This is a genomic window from Streptococcus mitis, assembly GCF_023109515.1.
In the GTDB taxonomy this organism is placed as follows: Bacteria; Bacillota; Bacilli; order Lactobacillales; family Streptococcaceae; genus Streptococcus; species Streptococcus mitis_CS.
The window spans coordinates 141,498-157,961 of sequence record NZ_JALDUM010000003.1 but is presented as its reverse complement, the minus strand read 5'-3'; the positions used below and the strand labels follow the sequence as shown (position 1 = coordinate 157,961).

The 16,464-nt window shown below is 40.5% G+C and carries 18 protein-coding genes and 1 pseudogene; 2 read left to right on the top strand and 17 right to left on the bottom strand.

Features of this window, described 5'->3' with window-relative positions:
- Window positions 1–107 precede the first annotated feature (107 nt).
- Window positions 108–1,472 (bottom strand): 23S rRNA (uracil(1939)-C(5))-methyltransferase RlmD, encoded by a 1,365-nt coding sequence (rlmD, locus tag M1G05_RS08375; protein ID WP_084926162.1) that lies wholly within the window; start codon window positions 1,470–1,472, stop codon window positions 108–110.
- 37 nt (window positions 1,473–1,509) lie between these two features.
- On the opposite strand from rlmD, the gene recX reads away from it, so the two are divergent.
- Window positions 1,510–2,286 (top strand): recombination regulator RecX, encoded by a 777-nt coding sequence (gene recX / locus M1G05_RS08370; protein ID WP_084926160.1) that lies wholly within the window; start codon window positions 1,510–1,512, stop codon window positions 2,284–2,286.
- Between the two features lie 88 nt (window positions 2,287–2,374).
- Window positions 2,375–2,908, top strand: coding sequence for a nucleoside tri-diphosphate phosphatase (ntdP, locus tag M1G05_RS08365; RefSeq protein WP_000775316.1), 534 nt, complete (start codon window positions 2,375–2,377; stop codon window positions 2,906–2,908).
- A 69-nt stretch (window positions 2,909–2,977) separates the two neighbouring features.
- On the opposite strand, the gene M1G05_RS08360 is transcribed toward ntdP, so the two are convergent.
- The 16 genes and pseudogenes from M1G05_RS08360 to M1G05_RS08285 all read right to left on the bottom strand — a co-directional run bounded on the left by M1G05_RS08360 (window position 2,978) and on the right by M1G05_RS08285 (window position 16,340).
- Window positions 2,978–3,745: an epoxyqueuosine reductase QueH gene (locus M1G05_RS08360; protein ID WP_060627100.1), complete on the bottom strand. Its 768-nt coding sequence runs from the start codon at window positions 3,743–3,745 to the stop codon at window positions 2,978–2,980.
- A gap of 137 nt (window positions 3,746–3,882) precedes the next feature.
- Window positions 3,883–5,505: a chaperonin GroEL gene (gene groL / locus M1G05_RS08355; RefSeq protein WP_136936960.1), complete on the bottom strand. Its 1,623-nt coding sequence runs from the start codon at window positions 5,503–5,505 to the stop codon at window positions 3,883–3,885.
- 15 nt (window positions 5,506–5,520) lie between these two features.
- Window positions 5,521–5,805 carry a co-chaperone GroES gene (groES, locus tag M1G05_RS08350; RefSeq protein ID WP_136936959.1) on the bottom strand — a complete coding sequence of 95 codons (285 nt, stop codon included), beginning with the start codon at window positions 5,803–5,805 and terminating at the stop codon, window positions 5,521–5,523.
- 155 nt (window positions 5,806–5,960) lie between these two features.
- The gene (locus M1G05_RS08345; RefSeq protein ID WP_247953526.1) at window positions 5,961–6,356 is read right to left on the bottom strand and encodes a single-stranded DNA-binding protein; all 396 of its coding nucleotides are present in this window, start codon (window positions 6,354–6,356) and stop codon (window positions 5,961–5,963) included.
- 77 nt (window positions 6,357–6,433) lie between these two features.
- Window positions 6,434–7,195 (bottom strand): SDR family NAD(P)-dependent oxidoreductase, encoded by a 762-nt coding sequence (locus M1G05_RS08340; protein ID WP_049515926.1) that lies wholly within the window; start codon window positions 7,193–7,195, stop codon window positions 6,434–6,436.
- 42 nt (window positions 7,196–7,237) lie between these two features.
- Window positions 7,238–7,864: a YtpR family tRNA-binding protein gene (gene ytpR, locus M1G05_RS08335; protein WP_084887602.1), complete on the bottom strand. Its 627-nt coding sequence runs from the start codon at window positions 7,862–7,864 to the stop codon at window positions 7,238–7,240.
- A gap of 15 nt (window positions 7,865–7,879) precedes the next feature.
- Window positions 7,880–8,197: a thioredoxin family protein gene (locus M1G05_RS08330; protein ID WP_084887600.1), complete on the bottom strand. Its 318-nt coding sequence runs from the start codon at window positions 8,195–8,197 to the stop codon at window positions 7,880–7,882.
- Window positions 8,194–8,493 (bottom strand): DUF4651 domain-containing protein, encoded by a 300-nt coding sequence (locus tag M1G05_RS08325; protein ID WP_084887598.1) that lies wholly within the window; start codon window positions 8,491–8,493, stop codon window positions 8,194–8,196. The genes M1G05_RS08330 and M1G05_RS08325 overlap by 4 nt, the downstream gene beginning before the upstream one ends.
- Window positions 8,494–8,742: 249 nt before the next feature.
- A complete protein-coding gene (locus M1G05_RS08320; RefSeq protein ID WP_247953525.1) occupies window positions 8,743–9,819 on the bottom strand; it encodes an N-acetylmuramoyl-L-alanine amidase family protein in 1,077 nt (358 codons plus the stop codon).
- 119 nt (window positions 9,820–9,938) lie between these two features.
- On the bottom strand, window positions 9,939–11,546 hold the full coding sequence (locus M1G05_RS08315; RefSeq protein ID WP_000105246.1) for a CTP synthase: 1,608 nt from the start codon (window positions 11,544–11,546) through the stop codon (window positions 9,939–9,941).
- 341 nt (window positions 11,547–11,887) lie between these two features.
- Window positions 11,888–12,475 carry a DNA-directed RNA polymerase subunit delta gene (gene rpoE / locus M1G05_RS08310; RefSeq protein ID WP_031227756.1) on the bottom strand — a complete coding sequence of 196 codons (588 nt, stop codon included), beginning with the start codon at window positions 12,473–12,475 and terminating at the stop codon, window positions 11,888–11,890.
- Between the two features lie 404 nt (window positions 12,476–12,879).
- Entirely contained in the window at window positions 12,880–14,025 is a 1,146-nt protein-coding gene (locus M1G05_RS08305; RefSeq protein WP_247953524.1) for an FtsX-like permease family protein, read from the bottom strand.
- A gap of 3 nt (window positions 14,026–14,028) precedes the next feature.
- Window positions 14,029–14,709: an ABC transporter ATP-binding protein gene (locus tag M1G05_RS08300; RefSeq protein WP_247953523.1), complete on the bottom strand. Its 681-nt coding sequence runs from the start codon at window positions 14,707–14,709 to the stop codon at window positions 14,029–14,031.
- Window positions 14,706–15,281, bottom strand: coding sequence for a TetR/AcrR family transcriptional regulator (locus tag M1G05_RS08295; protein ID WP_247953522.1), 576 nt, complete (start codon window positions 15,279–15,281; stop codon window positions 14,706–14,708). The genes M1G05_RS08300 and M1G05_RS08295 overlap by 4 nt, the downstream gene beginning before the upstream one ends.
- A 118-nt stretch (window positions 15,282–15,399) precedes the next feature.
- Window positions 15,400–15,561: pseudogene (locus M1G05_RS08290) on the bottom strand (hypothetical protein); the annotation flags it as partial.
- A gap of 20 nt (window positions 15,562–15,581) precedes the next feature.
- A complete protein-coding gene (locus tag M1G05_RS08285; RefSeq protein ID WP_247953530.1) occupies window positions 15,582–16,340 on the bottom strand; it encodes a protein NO VEIN domain-containing protein in 759 nt (252 codons plus the stop codon).
- Between the last annotated feature and the right edge of the window lie 124 nt (window positions 16,341–16,464).

Genomic DNA, 16,464 nt, shown 5'->3' with positions numbered 1-16,464 from the left:
AACCCGTGTTACCGCCGTGAAAAGGCGGTGTCTTAACCCCTTGACCAACGGACCAGAGCTGTTATTTTCAACTCTTACCATTATACCGACTTTTTAAACTTTGTCAACTACTTTTTTGAAACTTTTTTAATTAATTTTACCACTGCTTCAGTTCGAGCGGTGTGTGGAAACATGTCAACAGACTGTATATAATGGACATCGTAGACTTCTACCAAACGCACCAAATCCCTTGCCAAGGTCGAAACATTGCAAGAAATATAGACCATTTTTTCTGGTACATAGGTAAGAATAGTATCTAATAACTTATCATCCAGACCTGTGCGTGGTGGATCCACAATCAGAGCATCTGCTCGGTAGCCTTCCTTATACCAGCGAGGAATAATCTCTTCTGCCGTTCCAGCTTCATAATGTGTGTTGTCAAATCCCATTCTTTTAGCATTTCGCTTGGCATCTTCAATGGCTTCTGGAATAATATCCATACCTCTAAGTGTTTTAACTTTCTTTGCGAAGGCAAATCCAATCGTTCCAACTCCACAATAAGCGTCAATCAAATGGTCTTCTTTATCAACATCCAGCGCTTTTACCGCCTCGCTATAGAGGACTTCTGTTTGTTCAGGATTTAGTTGATAGAATGCTCGAGGAGATAGTGAAAATTCATAATCAAGAACACCTTCTTGAATACTCTCTTGTCCCCAGATAATCTCTGTCTTTTCACCATAAATCTCACTGGTTTTAGCTGTATTTGTATTAACAGCTACTGTCACAACTTCTGGAAAATCTTTAACCAAGTCTTTTACTAGTTGGGTTAAATTAAGCTGGCGATTTGTAACAATAATAATCTGAACCTGTCCAGTCTTTCTAGCTCGTCGAACCATTATAGTTCTAACACCTAGAGTTTTTCTCTCATCCGTGATTGGAATCTGGTGATAAGTAAGTAATTCTGCTAGACGATTAGCAATCACTTGAGTTTCCTTGTCTTGTACCAGGCACTCTTTCAACTCTACTAAGTAATGAGAGTTTTGTGCATATAAGCCCGCCTTGACCTGATTTTTAAATTTTCGAGTCTGAAATTGTAACTTGGCACGATAGTACTTGGGTTCCTGCATTCCAATAGTTGGACGAATTTCATAGTTTTCATATCCTACAGGAGCAAATTTTTTCAGTGCTTGATGAAGTAAGTCCGTCTTGAACTCTAGCTGCTTATCATAATGGAGGTGCATGATTTGGCAGCCTCCGCACTCATTGTAAATAGTACAAGCTGGCACAACTCGGAATTTAGACTTCTTGTTGACCTTCAGTAATTTTGCCTCAATAAAGTTACGTTTAATAGAAGTAATCTGACAATAGATATCTTCTCCTTTGAGAGCACCAGGCACAAAGACTAATGTTTTTTGATAAAAGCCGATTCCCTCACCATTAATTCCCATGCGCTTGATTTTTAATGGTATTTTTTGTTTCACTTTCAGATTCATACCCCTATCTTATCACATTTTGAGTTATAATAGAACTATGAAAATCACAAAACTTGAAAAGAAAAAAAGACTCTATCTGATGGAGCTTGATAATGGCGACAAATGCTACATTACTGAAGATACTATTGTTCGTTTTATGTTATCACGAGATAAAGTGATAAGCCAAGAAGAATTGAAAGAGATTCAGGACTTTGCCCAATTTTCTTACGGTAAGAATCTAGCCCTCTACCACCTATCCTTTAAAGCTCGCACTGAAAAAGAAGTCAGAGAATATCTGAAAAAATATGATATTGATGAAGACATAGTTTCTCAAGTAATTGCTAATCTTAAAGAGGAGAATTGGATTAATGATGGCCAGTACGCTTATGCTACCATCAATGCCAATCAACTTTCAGGAGACAAGGGACCTTATGTACTGACTCAGAAACTAGCACAAAGGGGGATTTCAAAATCTACTATAGAGGAGACCTTGAAAGAATTTGATTTTTCCGAAGTTGCTCAACGTATAGCTAATAAACTATTGAAAAAATATGAAGGAAAACTTCCAGCTCGTGCCTTGCAAGATAAGATTATCCAGAATCTGACCAATAAGGGTTTCTCATACTCTGATGCTAAAAGTGCCTTTGACGAATTGGATAGCCAAGTAGACGAAGAAACGACTCAGGAACTTATCTTCAAGGAACTTGACAAGCAATATGCCAAGTATGCTCGAAAGTATGAAGGATACGAACTTAAACAGCGTTTAACTCAAGTTTTAGCACGAAAAGGCTACGATTTTTCGGATATAGCAAGCGCTCTCAGAGAATATCTTTAATATTTTCATGTAAAAATCACAGATTTTAGGCAATCTTATGGTACAATAGTAAACGATAAACTTACAAATTGTAGAAAGTTGGTTAGTTATGAAGCTTCCAAAAGAAGGCGACTTTATTACAATTCAAAGTTATAAGCATGATGGCAGTCTCCACCGAACTTGGCGGGACACCATGGTACTAAAAACAACAGAAAACGCCATTATTGGTGTCAACGATCATACACTTGTTACCGAAAGTGATGGTCGTCGTTGGGTTACTCGAGAACCGGCTATTGTTTACTTTCACAAGAAATATTGGTTTAATATCATTGCCATGATTCGTGATAATGGAATTTCCTACTATTGCAATATGGCTAGCCCCTACTATCTGGATGAAGAAGCGCTGAAGTATATTGATTACGATTTGGATGTTAAAATTTTTACAGATGGGGAAAAACGTCTCTTGGACGTTGAGGAATATGAGCGTCATAAACGCAAAATGAATTATTCTGATGATTTGGACTATATTTTAAAAGAACATGTCAAAATTCTTGTTGATTGGATTAACAATGGACGTGGTCCTTTCTCAGAAGCCTATGTAAACATTTGGTACAAGCGCTATGTAGAACTAAAGAATCGGTAAAGTTGTCAAACTAGGGTGAAAGCCCTGGTTTTTTATTTGAAAAACCCAGCTTTTCAGCTGGGTTGGTCTCTATATATCTAATTTCGTAACAGTAAATTTAATGTGGGAATAGTCTTTTTCAACATCCTTATCCAGCAAGAAAGCTGTAGCATCTTTCTTAACCTGAACCAGGTCAATATTCTGAGCTTGGGCTGCATAGACGCATCCACAATAACATTGACGATATATATCATACTCTTCACACATCTCCACTGAACGTTTGTAGCCCTGATTTTTCTTGAAATCACTTGGAAGATAGTGGGTTGTATAAATTTTTTGCACATCGATTCCGATGCTGTTAATGGTTTGAGAATTCTTATGAGGACTAATGGTCAAGGCTGAGCCAAAATAATCAAAGCCCAGATCCATAGCCACTTGCGCTGTCTTATCCAGGCGGTAGTCAAAGCAAACCTTACAACGGTCGCCACCTTCTGGCTCTTCTTCCAGTCCTCTGACTAACTTACGGTATTCATTTGGTTCGTAGGGAGCTTCTAGGTACTGAACCGTATTTCCTGTTCGCTCATTGAAATCACTGACAAATTTTTGGGTGACGTAAGCCCGCTTGTGGTATTCTGCCTTGGGATGGATATTAGAATTGGCAAAATAGATTGTCACATCAGCATACTTTGTTAAATATTCTAGAGTATAGGTACTGCAAGGGGCACAGCAAACATGCATGAGAATGGTTGGACGTTGCTCATTTTTCTCCCATACTTGTACCATCTTCTGCATGACACGGTCATAATTAATCTTCTGATTGGGGTTCATCTTGCTCAGAATTTCTTCTACATCGATCATGTTCTTCTCCTTTTTCTAGTCTTATTTTATCATATAAGTTAGGAGAGCTCAAATCAATTTAGAAGTGAATATCATAAAAAGGAGGGGTAGGCATTCCCTCCTTTTGTGTTTTTTATAAGTTGTTTTCTATAGAAAGCTTACATCATGCCGCCCATCATGCTTGGATCGATTGCTGGAGCCGGAGCTGCTGGTTCTGGTTTATTAGCTACGACTGCTTCCGTAGTCAAAATTAAGCTGGCTACAGATGCTGCATTTTGTAGAGCTGAACGACTCACTTTAACTGGGTCGATAATCCCTTGATCAATCATGTTGACCCATTCACCAGTTGCTGCGTTGAAACCTGTACCAAGCTCGGCATTTTTCAAACGATCGATAACGATAGACCCTTCAAATCCTGCATTGTGTGCGATTTGACGAACAGGTTCTTCCAATGCACGGAGAACAATATTGCGTCCTGTTGCTTCATCTCCTGTCAATTCTAAATCAGCTACGGCAGGGATAACATTTACAAGGGCTGTTCCACCACCTGCAACGATTCCTTCTTCAACAGCTGCACGAGTAGCGTTGAGGGCATCTTCAATACGGAGTTTCATTTCTTTCAACTCAGTTTCAGTTGCAGCTCCGACCTTAATAACCGCTACACCACCTGACAATTTCGCCAAGCGTTCTTGCAATTTTTCACGGTCAAACTCAGAAGTTGTGGTTTCGATTTGAGACTTGATAACCGCAACACGGTGAGAAATGGCTTCAGGATTTCCAGCACCTTCTACGATAACAGTGCTATCTTTGTCCACAGTTACTCTCGCTGCTTGACCAAGAGCTTCAATTGTCGCATCTTTCAACTCAAGACCAAGGTCTTCTGTGATAACTGTTCCGCCTGTCAAGATGGCAATGTCTTCAAGCATGGCTTTGCGACGGTCACCAAAACCAGGTGCCTTGACTGCTACCACGTTGAAGGTTCCACGAATCTTGTTCAAAACAAGAGTTGGAAGAGCTTCGCCATCCACATCATCCGCAATAATCAAGAGTGGACGATTGCTTTGGAGAATACTTTCTAGGAGTGGCAAGATTTCTTGGATATTTGAAATCTTCTTATCGGTAATCAAAATGTATGGATTTTCAAGGTCAGCCACCATTTTTTCGCTATCTGTCACCATGTACTGTGAAAGATAACCACGGTCGAACTGCATTCCTTCTACGACTTCAAGCTCTGTTTCCATACCACGTGACTCTTCAATGGTAATGACTCCGTCTTTACCAACTTTTTCCATGGCTTCAGAGATGTATTCACCTACTTTTTCGGAACGAGAAGAGACGGCGGCAACCTGAGCGATGGCTTCTTTGTTGGCAACAGGGATGGCGTTGTTTTTCAAAGCTTCAACTGCTGCAGCAACTGCTGTTTCAATCCCTCGACGAATACCGATTGGATTTGCACCTGCTGTGACGTTTTTTATGCCTTCACGGACGATTGCTTGAGTCAAGACTGTTGCAGTTGTCGTTCCGTCACCTGCGATATCATTGGTTTTAGAAGCTACTTCTGATACCAATTTGGCACCCATATTTTCAAAATGGTCTTCCAATTCGATTTCTTTGGCAATGGTCACACCGTCATTGGTAATCAAGGGTGAACCAAATGATTTTTCAAGAACGACATTACGACCTTTTGGTCCCAAGGTTACTTTAACAGTGTCTGCAAGGATATCGACACCACGAACCATAGCTGAACGGGCATCTGATGAAAATTTAATTTCTTTTGACATACTTACTTTCTCCTTCTATTCTTCAATGATAGCCAAGATGTTCGCTTCGCCAACGATGATGTACTTTTCATCGCTGTCTTTGACATCAAGACCTGCGTGAGCTTCAACTAAGACACGGTCCCCAGGCTTAACACTTGGAGCTACCAAGTCACCGTTCAAGGTACGAACACCTTGTCCAGTAGCCACAACTTGGGCTGTTTTTGTTTTTTCTTGAGCTGAACCTGCAAGGACAAAACCTCCAACAGTTTGTTCTTTTTCTTCGATTTTCAAGACCACACGGTCTCCTAATGGTTTCAACATCTGTTTTCCTCCATGATGAACTACATATTATTAGCACTCTTTATATATGAGTGCTAATTTATAGTTCTATTGTATCACTTGGTCAGAAATAGTCAAGAAAAAAGTCTGACTTTCTCAAGATAAAAAGCCTGAGACCAACTCAGACTTTTTAATGCTTAAAATGGCAATTCCTCCTCTTCCAAGACCAAATCTGTCAAATCCTGTCCTGCATTATTTTCACGCATGGCACGTTGAGCACGACTTTCCAATAGTTGGAATCCTGTGGCAAGAACTTCGGTCACGTAATTCATCTGGCCATTTTTCTCAAAGCGACTGGTACGAAGTTCTCCATCCACAGAGATAAGACTACCTTTAGTTGCGTAGCTGGCCAAGCTTTCTGCTAGTCTGCCCCATAGAACCATATTGACAAAGTCAGCTTCGCGTTCCCCGTTTTGGTCTTTGTAACGACGGTTCACAGCGATAGTTGCGCGCGCTACTGACTTGTCATTGTTGGTTTTGTGCAATTCTGGTGTAGACGTTAAACGTCCAATCAAGATAACTTTATTATACATATTTTCTTCCTCCTACTTATCTATTCGCAGGAAATCAAAAAAAGTTACAGAAATTTGTAACTTTTCGAGGAAATTTTTTAGTTTTTATGAACCATGAAACCTGTCGCTTGTTGATTTGCCATAATGGTCATATCTGTAATCTGCACACGACGAGGTTGACTGGTCACATAGACTACTGTATCTGCAATATCCTGAGCTTGCAAGGCTTCAATTCCTTGGTAAACGGACGCAGCCCGCTCTTTGTCACCATGAAAACGCACTGTAGAAAAATCTGTTTCGACAATTCCAGGCTGAATGGTGGTCACCTTGATATCTGTTGAAATGGTATCAATTCGCAGTCCATCTGAAAAGGTCTTAACCGCTGCCTTGGTAGCTGAATAAACTGCTGCACCCGCATAGGCATAGATTCCTGCGGTTGAGCCCATATTGATGATATGTCCTTGATTGGCTTTTACCATTGCTGGCAAGAAACAGCGAGTGACTGCCATCAAACCTTTAACATTGGTATCTAACATTGTTAACATATCCAGCTCTTCATAATCCTGATAGGGTGCTAAACCTAGAGCCAGACCGGCGTTATTAACTAAGATGTCAATATTCCCTATCGTTTCTAGAATATTGGGGCAAACAGTCTTCAACATGGTTATATTCGTCACATCTAGTGGAAAAGTCCAGACATTTTGATTTGGGAAGGCTTCTGCAAAATCCGCCTTAAGAGTTTCTAGTCTGTCTATCCGTCGTCCAGTTAGAACGACATTCTCCCCCTGTTCCAGATAAGCACGCGCAATCGCTTCACCAATTCCTGAGGTCGCCCCAGTAATCACTACATTTTTTGCCATCTTATTTCCTTCTATTTGGTGTATTCAGATACTGACAAGTTCCTAAGCAGTCCAGTGTTTAGCTGGATCAAATGGAGTTCCAACAATTTGGTCTTCTGATAATTCAATAACACCACGTTTTTGCGGAGCATTTGGCAGATGCAATTCACGAGGACTGCACATCATGCCAAAACTCTTTTCACCACGAAGTTCACCTGGGAAAATGAGATTGCCTTTTGGCATCATTGCTCCTGGAAGAGCTACAATGGTTTTCAACCCGACACGCGCATTAGGAGCCCCTGCAACGATTTGCACTGTCTTGTCACTTGCGACTGCAACTTGGCAGATGTTGAGGTGGTCACTATCTGGATGGGCTACCATCTCGACAATCTCACCAACAACAAACTTAGGTTCCTTGTCATTGACAATTTCTTCCACAAAGACTTCCGCCTGCAACTCTTGGTTCAAACGAGCGACTTGCTCATCTGTCAAAAAGACTTGACCACGCTCTGCAATTTCAAATAAACTTGAAACTTCAAAAATATTCCAAGCCACTGTTTCCCCATTATCTTTGAGGAAAACACGAGCTACCTTGCCTTTGCGTTCCACATCTAGTTTGGCATCTCCGCTGTTTTTCACGATGACCATAAGGACATCACCGACATGTTCTTTATTATATGTAAAAATCATTGTTTCCTTTTTCTCCTATTTCAGTCCTGCTAAAAAGTCGTTAATTTGTTGCTTGCTTTTACGGTCGCGGTTAACAAAACGGCCAATTTCCTTGTCCTTTTCTAGAACAACAAGGCTAGGGAGCCCGTAAACATCCCAGAGTTTGGCCAAATCCATATACTGGTCTCGGTCCACTCGAATAAAGTTGAACTCTGGATTGGTCTCCTCAATTTCTGGTAAGGCAGGATAGATATAACGACAATCGCCACACCAGTCTGCCACAAAAAGAAAGACCTTCTTGCCATCTTTTTCTACTAAAGATGCTAATTCTTCTAAACTTGCTGGTTGTATCATAGAACTTCCTCCTCATAGACTAAGTCTTCATTTTCATAGATAAAGGTATAATGACGGCCATCCTCAAAAATGACGCCACCAACCAAGCTCTCTAAACTGCTTTCATAGACTTGAACATAGAGGGTCGCAATTTCCCCCATGTCTGAAAAATGGTCTCGTACAATCGCTGTCAACTCTTCCTGAGTCTTCCTGAGCTTATGGTCATCTGCAACTTTTTTCGTAGCAAGGGCAAGGCTTCCAATACCTATCAGAGCCAAGCCTGCCATCCACATTTTTTTAGCTTTCATACCATTCATTTTAACACAAAAAAGGCTTTAGGACAAATGAGGAAGCAGCAGAAAAGCAAGTAAAAAGCCTCTTCCTTTAAGGAAAAGGACTTCTTATACTCAATGAAAACCAAAGAGCAAACTAGGAAGCTAGTCGCAGGCTGCTCAAAGCACTGCTTTGAGGTTGTAGATAGAACTGACGAAGTCAGCTCAAAACACTGTTTTGAGGTTGTGGATGAAGCTGACGTGGTTTGAAGAAATTTTCGAAGAGTATTATTCTTATTGCCAGGCACCTGAGTTGCCAACGTAGTAACCATCAGGGGTGTAAGTATTGCGAAGCATCTTACCTGATGAAGCTAGATAATACCACTTGCCATTATCTTTGACCCAATCATTCGCTAGCATGGCACCAGAAGAACTTACATAATACCATTCTCCCTTGTCATAAACCCAAGTGCTTGCTTTCATGGCTCCTGAAGTTGATAAATAGTACCACTTGCCTTGGTCGTAAAGCCAGTCACTCGCAATCATGGCTCCTGATGATTTAAAGGCATACCAGTTGCCACCTTGATAAAGCCAAGTTTGATTGAACATGACTCCTTTATCATTCATAAAGTACCAAGTTCCCTTGTCATAAACCCAATCCTTCTGCACTAATTGACCTTGTTTTTGATAGTACCAGTTTTGGTTTGATTTTAGCCAGCTTTCTGCTTTTACAATCGGATAAAGTTCTCTGAAAGCTCCTCCATCATCATATTTATGACTGATAGATTTTGGTTTTTCTAGTTTCAACTCGTCATTATCATAATTTGCCCAAGCAAAGACTTTTTGACCATTGACAGTCTCTGGTAAAGTAGCAGTGTAAGTCTTGGTTTGATAATCCCATTTAGCATCGAGGTAGGTGTATTGATCATTTGATTCTTTAATATGGTAGTAGCCTCTCTTTCCACTATCATTATGAATATCATCCACAACTTTCGTTGACCAGGTCTTTACTTCGTTTCCGCTCTTAGCCTCGACCTTGATATCTCCTCTATAGCCATATGGAACATAGAAATTCAGGTAACGCCCTTCTTCCCCGATCATAGACTTGTCCTTTTCTTGACCTAGGAAATTGACAGTCTGATCTTGACCATCGAGACTGACCGTCCACTCGATTTTCTCGGTTTTTGGCAAATCCAAGACTTTGATATCCACTTCATGACCATTATTAAACCGAAGAATGTTGCCATCTTGATACTGAACTCCACATTTAACAACCCATTCTTCTTTTAGCCCGAATGCCTGACCTGAATGAGGAAAAGCCAGTAAAGCTAGGCCTGCTAGAGACAAACCAAATAGTGTGATTTTTTTCATTGTAAATCCTCCTTAACTTTTGTTATGTTAATTATATCACTATGTTTTTAATTTGCAAATCTTATCCTAAATATGCAATCAAAAAACCTCTGAGATTGTTCTCAAAGGTTCTGATTTAGCTAATTACTGTTCTCAACAGCTGCAGTGACAAAAGCAGTGTAGAGTTCTTCTGGGCGGTTTGGACGGCTTGAAAGTTCAGGGTGATACTGACAAGCCACAAAGAATTTATTTTCAGGAATTTCCACAATTTCTACCAAACGATTGTCTGGAGAAACTCCTGAGAAGACAAAACCTGCTGCCTCAAACTGCTCACGGAAGGCATTGTTAAACTCATAACGGTGACGGTGACGGCGTTGCACCACTTCTTGATTGTGATAAGCAGCTGCTGCCTTAGAACCACGTTTCAACTTAGATGGATAAAGTCCCAAGCGAAGGGTTCCCCCCATATCCTCAACATCAATCTGATCACGCATGATATCAATGATAGGGTATTTTGTTTCTGGTGCAAGTTCTGCAGAATTGGCACCTTCAAGACCCAAAACGTGACGAGCAAACTCGATACAAGTCAACTGCATTCCCAAGCAGACTCCCAACATTGGAACATCATTTTCACGCGCATAACGGATGGCTTGGATTTTCCCTTCAGTACCACGTTGACCAAAACCACCTGGCACGATGATTCCGTCCGCATCAGACAAGAGCTCTGCTACATTCTCTGCCGTCACATCATTGGCATTAATCCAATTAATCTTAACTTCTGCGTCGTTAGCATAACCAGAGTGTTTCAAGGCTTCAACCACAGAGATGTAGGCATCTTGCAACTCCACATACTTACCAACAAGGGAAATCTTAACTTGTTTCTTAAGGTTCATGACCTTGTCCACCATGGCTGACCATTCTGTCATATCCGCTACTGGTGCGTCTAATTTCAAATGGTCACAAACAATTTGGTCCATACCTTGTGCCTGCAAATTCAATGGAATTTGGTAAAGGTGTTCAACATCCAACGATTCGATAACGGCTTCTGGTGCCACATCACAGAACTGGGCCAGTTTGTTTTTAATTCCTTGACCAGCTGGCTCTTCTGTACGAATAACCAACATATTTGGCTGGATTCCCAATCCACGCAATTCTTTTACAGAGTGTTGAGTTGGTTTGGTCTTCATTTCACCAGCAGCCTTGAGGTAAGGAAGTAAGGTTGTATGGATATACATGACATTATCCGCACCCACATCTGCCTTCATCTGACGAAGGGCCTCTAGGAATGGCAAGGACTCGATATCCCCAACAGTTCCACCAACCTCTGTGATAATGACATCAGAGTCGGTAGTTAGAGCGGCACGCTTGATTTTTTCTTTCAAAGCATCTGTGATATGAGGAATAACCTGAACAGTTGCCCCAAGGTATTCTCCACGGCGTTCTTTACGAAGAACTTCACTGTAAATTTTCCCAGTTGTCACGTTGGAATATTTGTTAAGATTGATATCGATAAAACGTTCATAGTGACCCAAGTCCAAATCTGTCTCAGCCCCATCATCTGTCACAAAAACTTCCCCGTGCTGGTAAGGACTCATAGTTCCCGGATCGATATTGATATAAGGGTCAAACTTTTGAATGGTTACTTTGAGACCACGATTTTTCAAGAGACGGCCCAGACTTGCTGCCACAATCCCTTTCCCAATAGACGATACCACACCACCAGTTACAAAAATATATTTCGTTGACATAGATTCCTCTTTCTAAAATGCTCAAGGTCTTGTTAACTACGAGGGGACATAGAAAACAAGACCCTACTAATAAGAATAATCTGGGACTACTGCACCAGATTCACAACTAATACTCTTCGAAAATCTCTTCAAACCGCGTCAACGTCGCCTTGCCGTACGCAAGTACAGCCTGCGGCTAGTTTCCTAGTTTGCTCTTTGATTTTCATTGAGTATAAAATACAAGAAGATAACTTCTTGAAAAAACAAAAATAGCTCCCTAAGAACTAGGGAGCCCCGACCTCTAAAAGAGGTGCCCGAACAATATGATACCTAAAAATAGGATAATTGTCAATAGCTAACTTTTATTCCTCGATGTTTTCAGAATCATCATCTGAAAACTCGTCGTCTTCTTCGTTGAGATCCACGTCTTCACCCAAGTCATCTGGGGCGATTTCGTTGATTTCTGCATCGTAAGCTTCCACTTCGTTTTTCTCATCATCTGGATTTTCATCATCGTATGAAAGAGCAGGATCTGCTTCGTATGCATCTTCGTCTTCTGGATCATCTGCATTGTAGTCAATAGCATCTGAATCACCATCCATGAAGGCATTGACACGTTTTTTCTTAGCTTTTGGTGCTACTTCATCGTCATCATTTTCTTCAAGAGCGATGATCTCTTCGTCGATTTCGTCCACACCATACCATGAACGAAGGCCCCATTTGTTGTCTCCAAGTGAGATGAAGCTACCGTCAAAGTTCAACTCTGTGTAAAACAAAGGCAAGGCTTCACGGATATCGCTGTTTGATGTTCCAAGGTAGTTTTGAATTTCGTTTACAAGATCGCTAAAATGCATCTCGTGGTCGCGACCACGAAGTTCCAAGATAGCACGCGCTACCTCAATCATAGATAGTTCACTTTTTTCTTGCCCAGCAAATACTTCTAATTCCAAAGCGTTTCTCCTCATTTATACTACTATCGCCAGAGCAAACACACTCTGACCTCATTTTATCATTTACTCTTTATTTTACGATAATTTTGCAGAATAGTCAAAGGTTAAGAAAAAATAAAGGTGAAATATTTCAGCTAATTGAAAGACCTGTGTAACATGACCACAGGTATATTGATTTATTTATAACTCAAGGCTGCAACTCCAATACCAACCACAAACTGCAAGAGGATTCCTACAGAGATAAAGGATTATTTGTTGCGTCAAAACAAGTAAAAAGATCATTTCAGGTTCTGCCAGTAACTTCGTTTTCTTTCCTTTATTTCATTTTCCCTAGAATAGTGAAAAATCCTTCTCTTGTTAATGAGTTTCATAAGAAAAGGGCTGGAGAATCCAACCTTCTCTATTTATTCAGCTAAGAGTACTTCTTTGATGGTTTGCTTTTGGAGTTTTCTGTTGGATAGATAAAAGAGGCTTTCATAAACCACAGCAAAACCGATCAAAGTCCAGAAGCAAACATTCCCATCAAAGTGATGCTCAATCTTTTCAGGAACCGTATCTTTGATCACACCAATCAAGATTTCCATGATAGCGTACTGATAAGCCGTCCCAAGAACAAATCCTAGATAGGTCCAGAAACGATAGGGAGATAGGATATGGCCTTGGCATTCACGATCTGTGTAGCCAAAAGTCTTCATAAGAGCCAGGGTTTCGCGACTTTCTGAGACGACAATCCCCAATGACAAAAAGAGAATAGAGAAAGAAAGGATCAAGCCAATCATGATCATCATGGTTTGGATGATGTCATCTGCGTAGTCCCTTAGACCAAAGGACAATTGAACCATGGCTGCAAAACACATAGAGCCAAAGACTACAAAAAACAGGATAGATTTTCTCCCCCAAATTAGTGACGAAGACAGCTCTTTTAGGAAGTCTTTCTCTTTCTTAGGAGCCCTCTTTCTCCTTTTGACCTTGATTGGTGTTGGGGACTTTTTCAATAAGCGAAGAGCCGGCGTTTGTAGTTGTCTTCTAGCATAACCAACTGCGATAAGCATAAAAAATGCCGTTGGAAGGACCACAAAAGCAAGCAAGAGCTGCCAATGAAAATGAATGGTGATTTCTGGCAGGATCCCCTTTTCATTCCGGAAGTCATAAAAATGCCCCATCATAAGAAAAGAAGCGAAATAGCCAAGAAGCGCTCCGGCACCAAAACTGAGCCCAAATGCCCAAAATCGTTTAGCCAATTGGCCATTGCTATAGCCCAAAGCCTTTAAAATTCCTAATTGTTCCTTGTGATCATCGACAAATTGTTTGATATAAAAACACATGAGAAGGACCGACGTCAAGGACAAGACGACTCCACTGACCATGGCAACCATCCAAGAAAGCGAAATCTGAACATCATAGTAAGTCTGAATCATGGGATTGGTTTTAGAAATCTCCAACTGCTCGATATCCAAGTAAAAATTCAAGAAGAGATTGGCCACAAAGACCGCACAAGCCCCAATTATACTGACGACAACTAATTTTCGAATATCTTTTACTGAAAACATGGCTTACCATCCAATCTCATAAGCAGTCTGAGGCTGATCATTGGTCACAACTTCGGTAATCTTTCCACTATTGACACGAATGATGGTTCTTGCCATATCCGCAATATTTTGGTTGTGCGTCACCATGATGAGGGTCAAACCAAGCTTTTCCTTTAACTCCCAGATATAGTCGAGAATCTTGCGCCCCGTTTCTTCATCCAGGGCTCCCGTCGGCTCATCTAAGAAAAGAATCTCTGGCTTTTTGGCCAAGGCCCGAGCAATGGAGACTCTCTGCTGTTCCCCACCTGACAATTCACTCGGATACTTGTCCAGCTTATCGCCAAGTCCCAAATCCTCGAAAATCTGCAAAAAATCATGATTGTTTGCCAGGTCTGCCCCCATCTTTACATTCTGTCTGACTGTTAGATTAGGCAATAAATAATACTGCTGAAAAATAAAGGCAATCTTCTCACGTCTAAAGGCTGTTAATTGAGTATCTGTGAGTTGAGCTAAATCCTGTCCTTGAATGAGGATATGTCCCTCGTCTACCTTTTCTAAACCTGACAGAACGTTTAAGAGAGTTGACTTGCCTGATCCAGAAGGACCGAGGATAACCACATCATCCTGGTCTTGAATCTGCAAATCAATCCCTTTTAAAACCTTGGTTTGGCCGTAACTTTTGTGCACATTTTCTAGTTGAATCATTTCTTTCCTACCATTTCTTTGATGAGAGATTGACAAACCTCTGTCAGTAATCCAATCACTTCTTCCATGCTGAATTGATAAATACCAGAAGCAACCATTGAGGCCATCCCGTGTGAGTAGATAAATAGATGCTGGTACAAGCGACCAGCCTCCTCTACAGTCAAAGGATAGTCTGCGACGATCGAATCCAGAACCAATTGGTAACTATGATCCTTCATGGGAAGAAAATCTTGAAAGCGACGAATCGGATCTTTGCTGGGATTTTGGAAAAGCAATTGAAAGAGTTGGGGTTCTTTTGAGGCGAAAAGGATATAAGCAACCCCGACGGATCGAAAAGGCTTCTCATCTTCTAAGGCCTTACGAATATACTCCACCACGACCATTTCCGCAGCACCAATAACCTCTGCTTGTAACTCGGCCATATTGGCAAATTGCCCAAAAATGACTCTTGGTGTGGCTCCCAGTTGCTCCGCTAATGCTCGAGCCGTCAAACTAGCCATGCCCTCTTCTCTCACCAATTGTAAAGCTCTTCCAATGATAGCCTCTTTACTAAATTTAACCTTTGGTGGCATAAGACTCCTTTCACGTAACATTTGTTGCGCAACACTTGTTGCATAAAAGAATACCATAAAAAAGAAAGACTTGTCAAGAAAAAACTGTAAAACACAAAACAAAAAGACCGCGAACTTTTTATTTCTTTACTACCCAGCCAATGGTATCGCTAGGTGGATTTTCGGTATCAATCCAGATGACTTCAATACCGATTTCCTCATTTTTAAACTTAGTCAAGCCAATACCGTTGATTTCCAGTTCATTGAGTCGTTGACCTGTCAAGACTTCTCGTTTTTTCAACTAGAAAAGTTAAGGGGGAACTAATACAAATCTTCTAAGCTTCTATATTCAATGATTTCATTTTTGATAATATTCTTTTTAAACTCAAAATGTTTTAAAGGATTATCGATTAACACTAACTTTGGAATATCATCTAGGTTGGTGACTAGAGATAAAATAAAATCTGATTGAAACTCTTTAGCTTTCTCAAATTCGTTGGCAGTCAAACGAATGCGACCCTTAGATTTTCGAATTCCTTTAACTTCGGCAAGATAGGAATGCTCTTGAACATCTACTTGGAAATCATATCCATCACCATAAAGACGGGCATCGTACAATAGTCCACCTTGAAATTTTTCTTCTTTATCAAAGTTGAGTATAAAATAATTTTCTGCTTCCATTCCAGTTTCTTGTAGACGTTTGAATTTAGTTTGAATAATTGGTTTTTCAACGATAGTTATGCCTTTTTTCTTTCCTTCACTAGCAAGTAACATTTTAACGATTTCAGCATAACTATGAACATCTTCATTTCCAAACATCATATCAATTAAATCTTTACGAAAACGATAAACTTCAGCTTTCTGCCACCAACCTTTTCTATTATTGTCAAAATAAGGATCAAATAAATCCATTCTATTTGTTACAACTCCAGTTGTTTCAGCAATTCCCAGAGAAACCACATAGCGATAAAACTCCGACTTGCTAGAACATTGAAATTCTCTTATAAAAAGCTTGTCAAACTTGGCAAGACCGTAGCCAATTAAATTTAACAATTCATAATGAGGGTGTTTATACTCAATGAAAATCAAAAATCAAACTAGGAAGCTAGCCGCAAGCTGTACTTGAGTACGGTAAGGCGACGCTGACGTGGTTTGAATTTGATTTTCGACGAGTATTAGACATCACTTTCTCCATCAATAAATA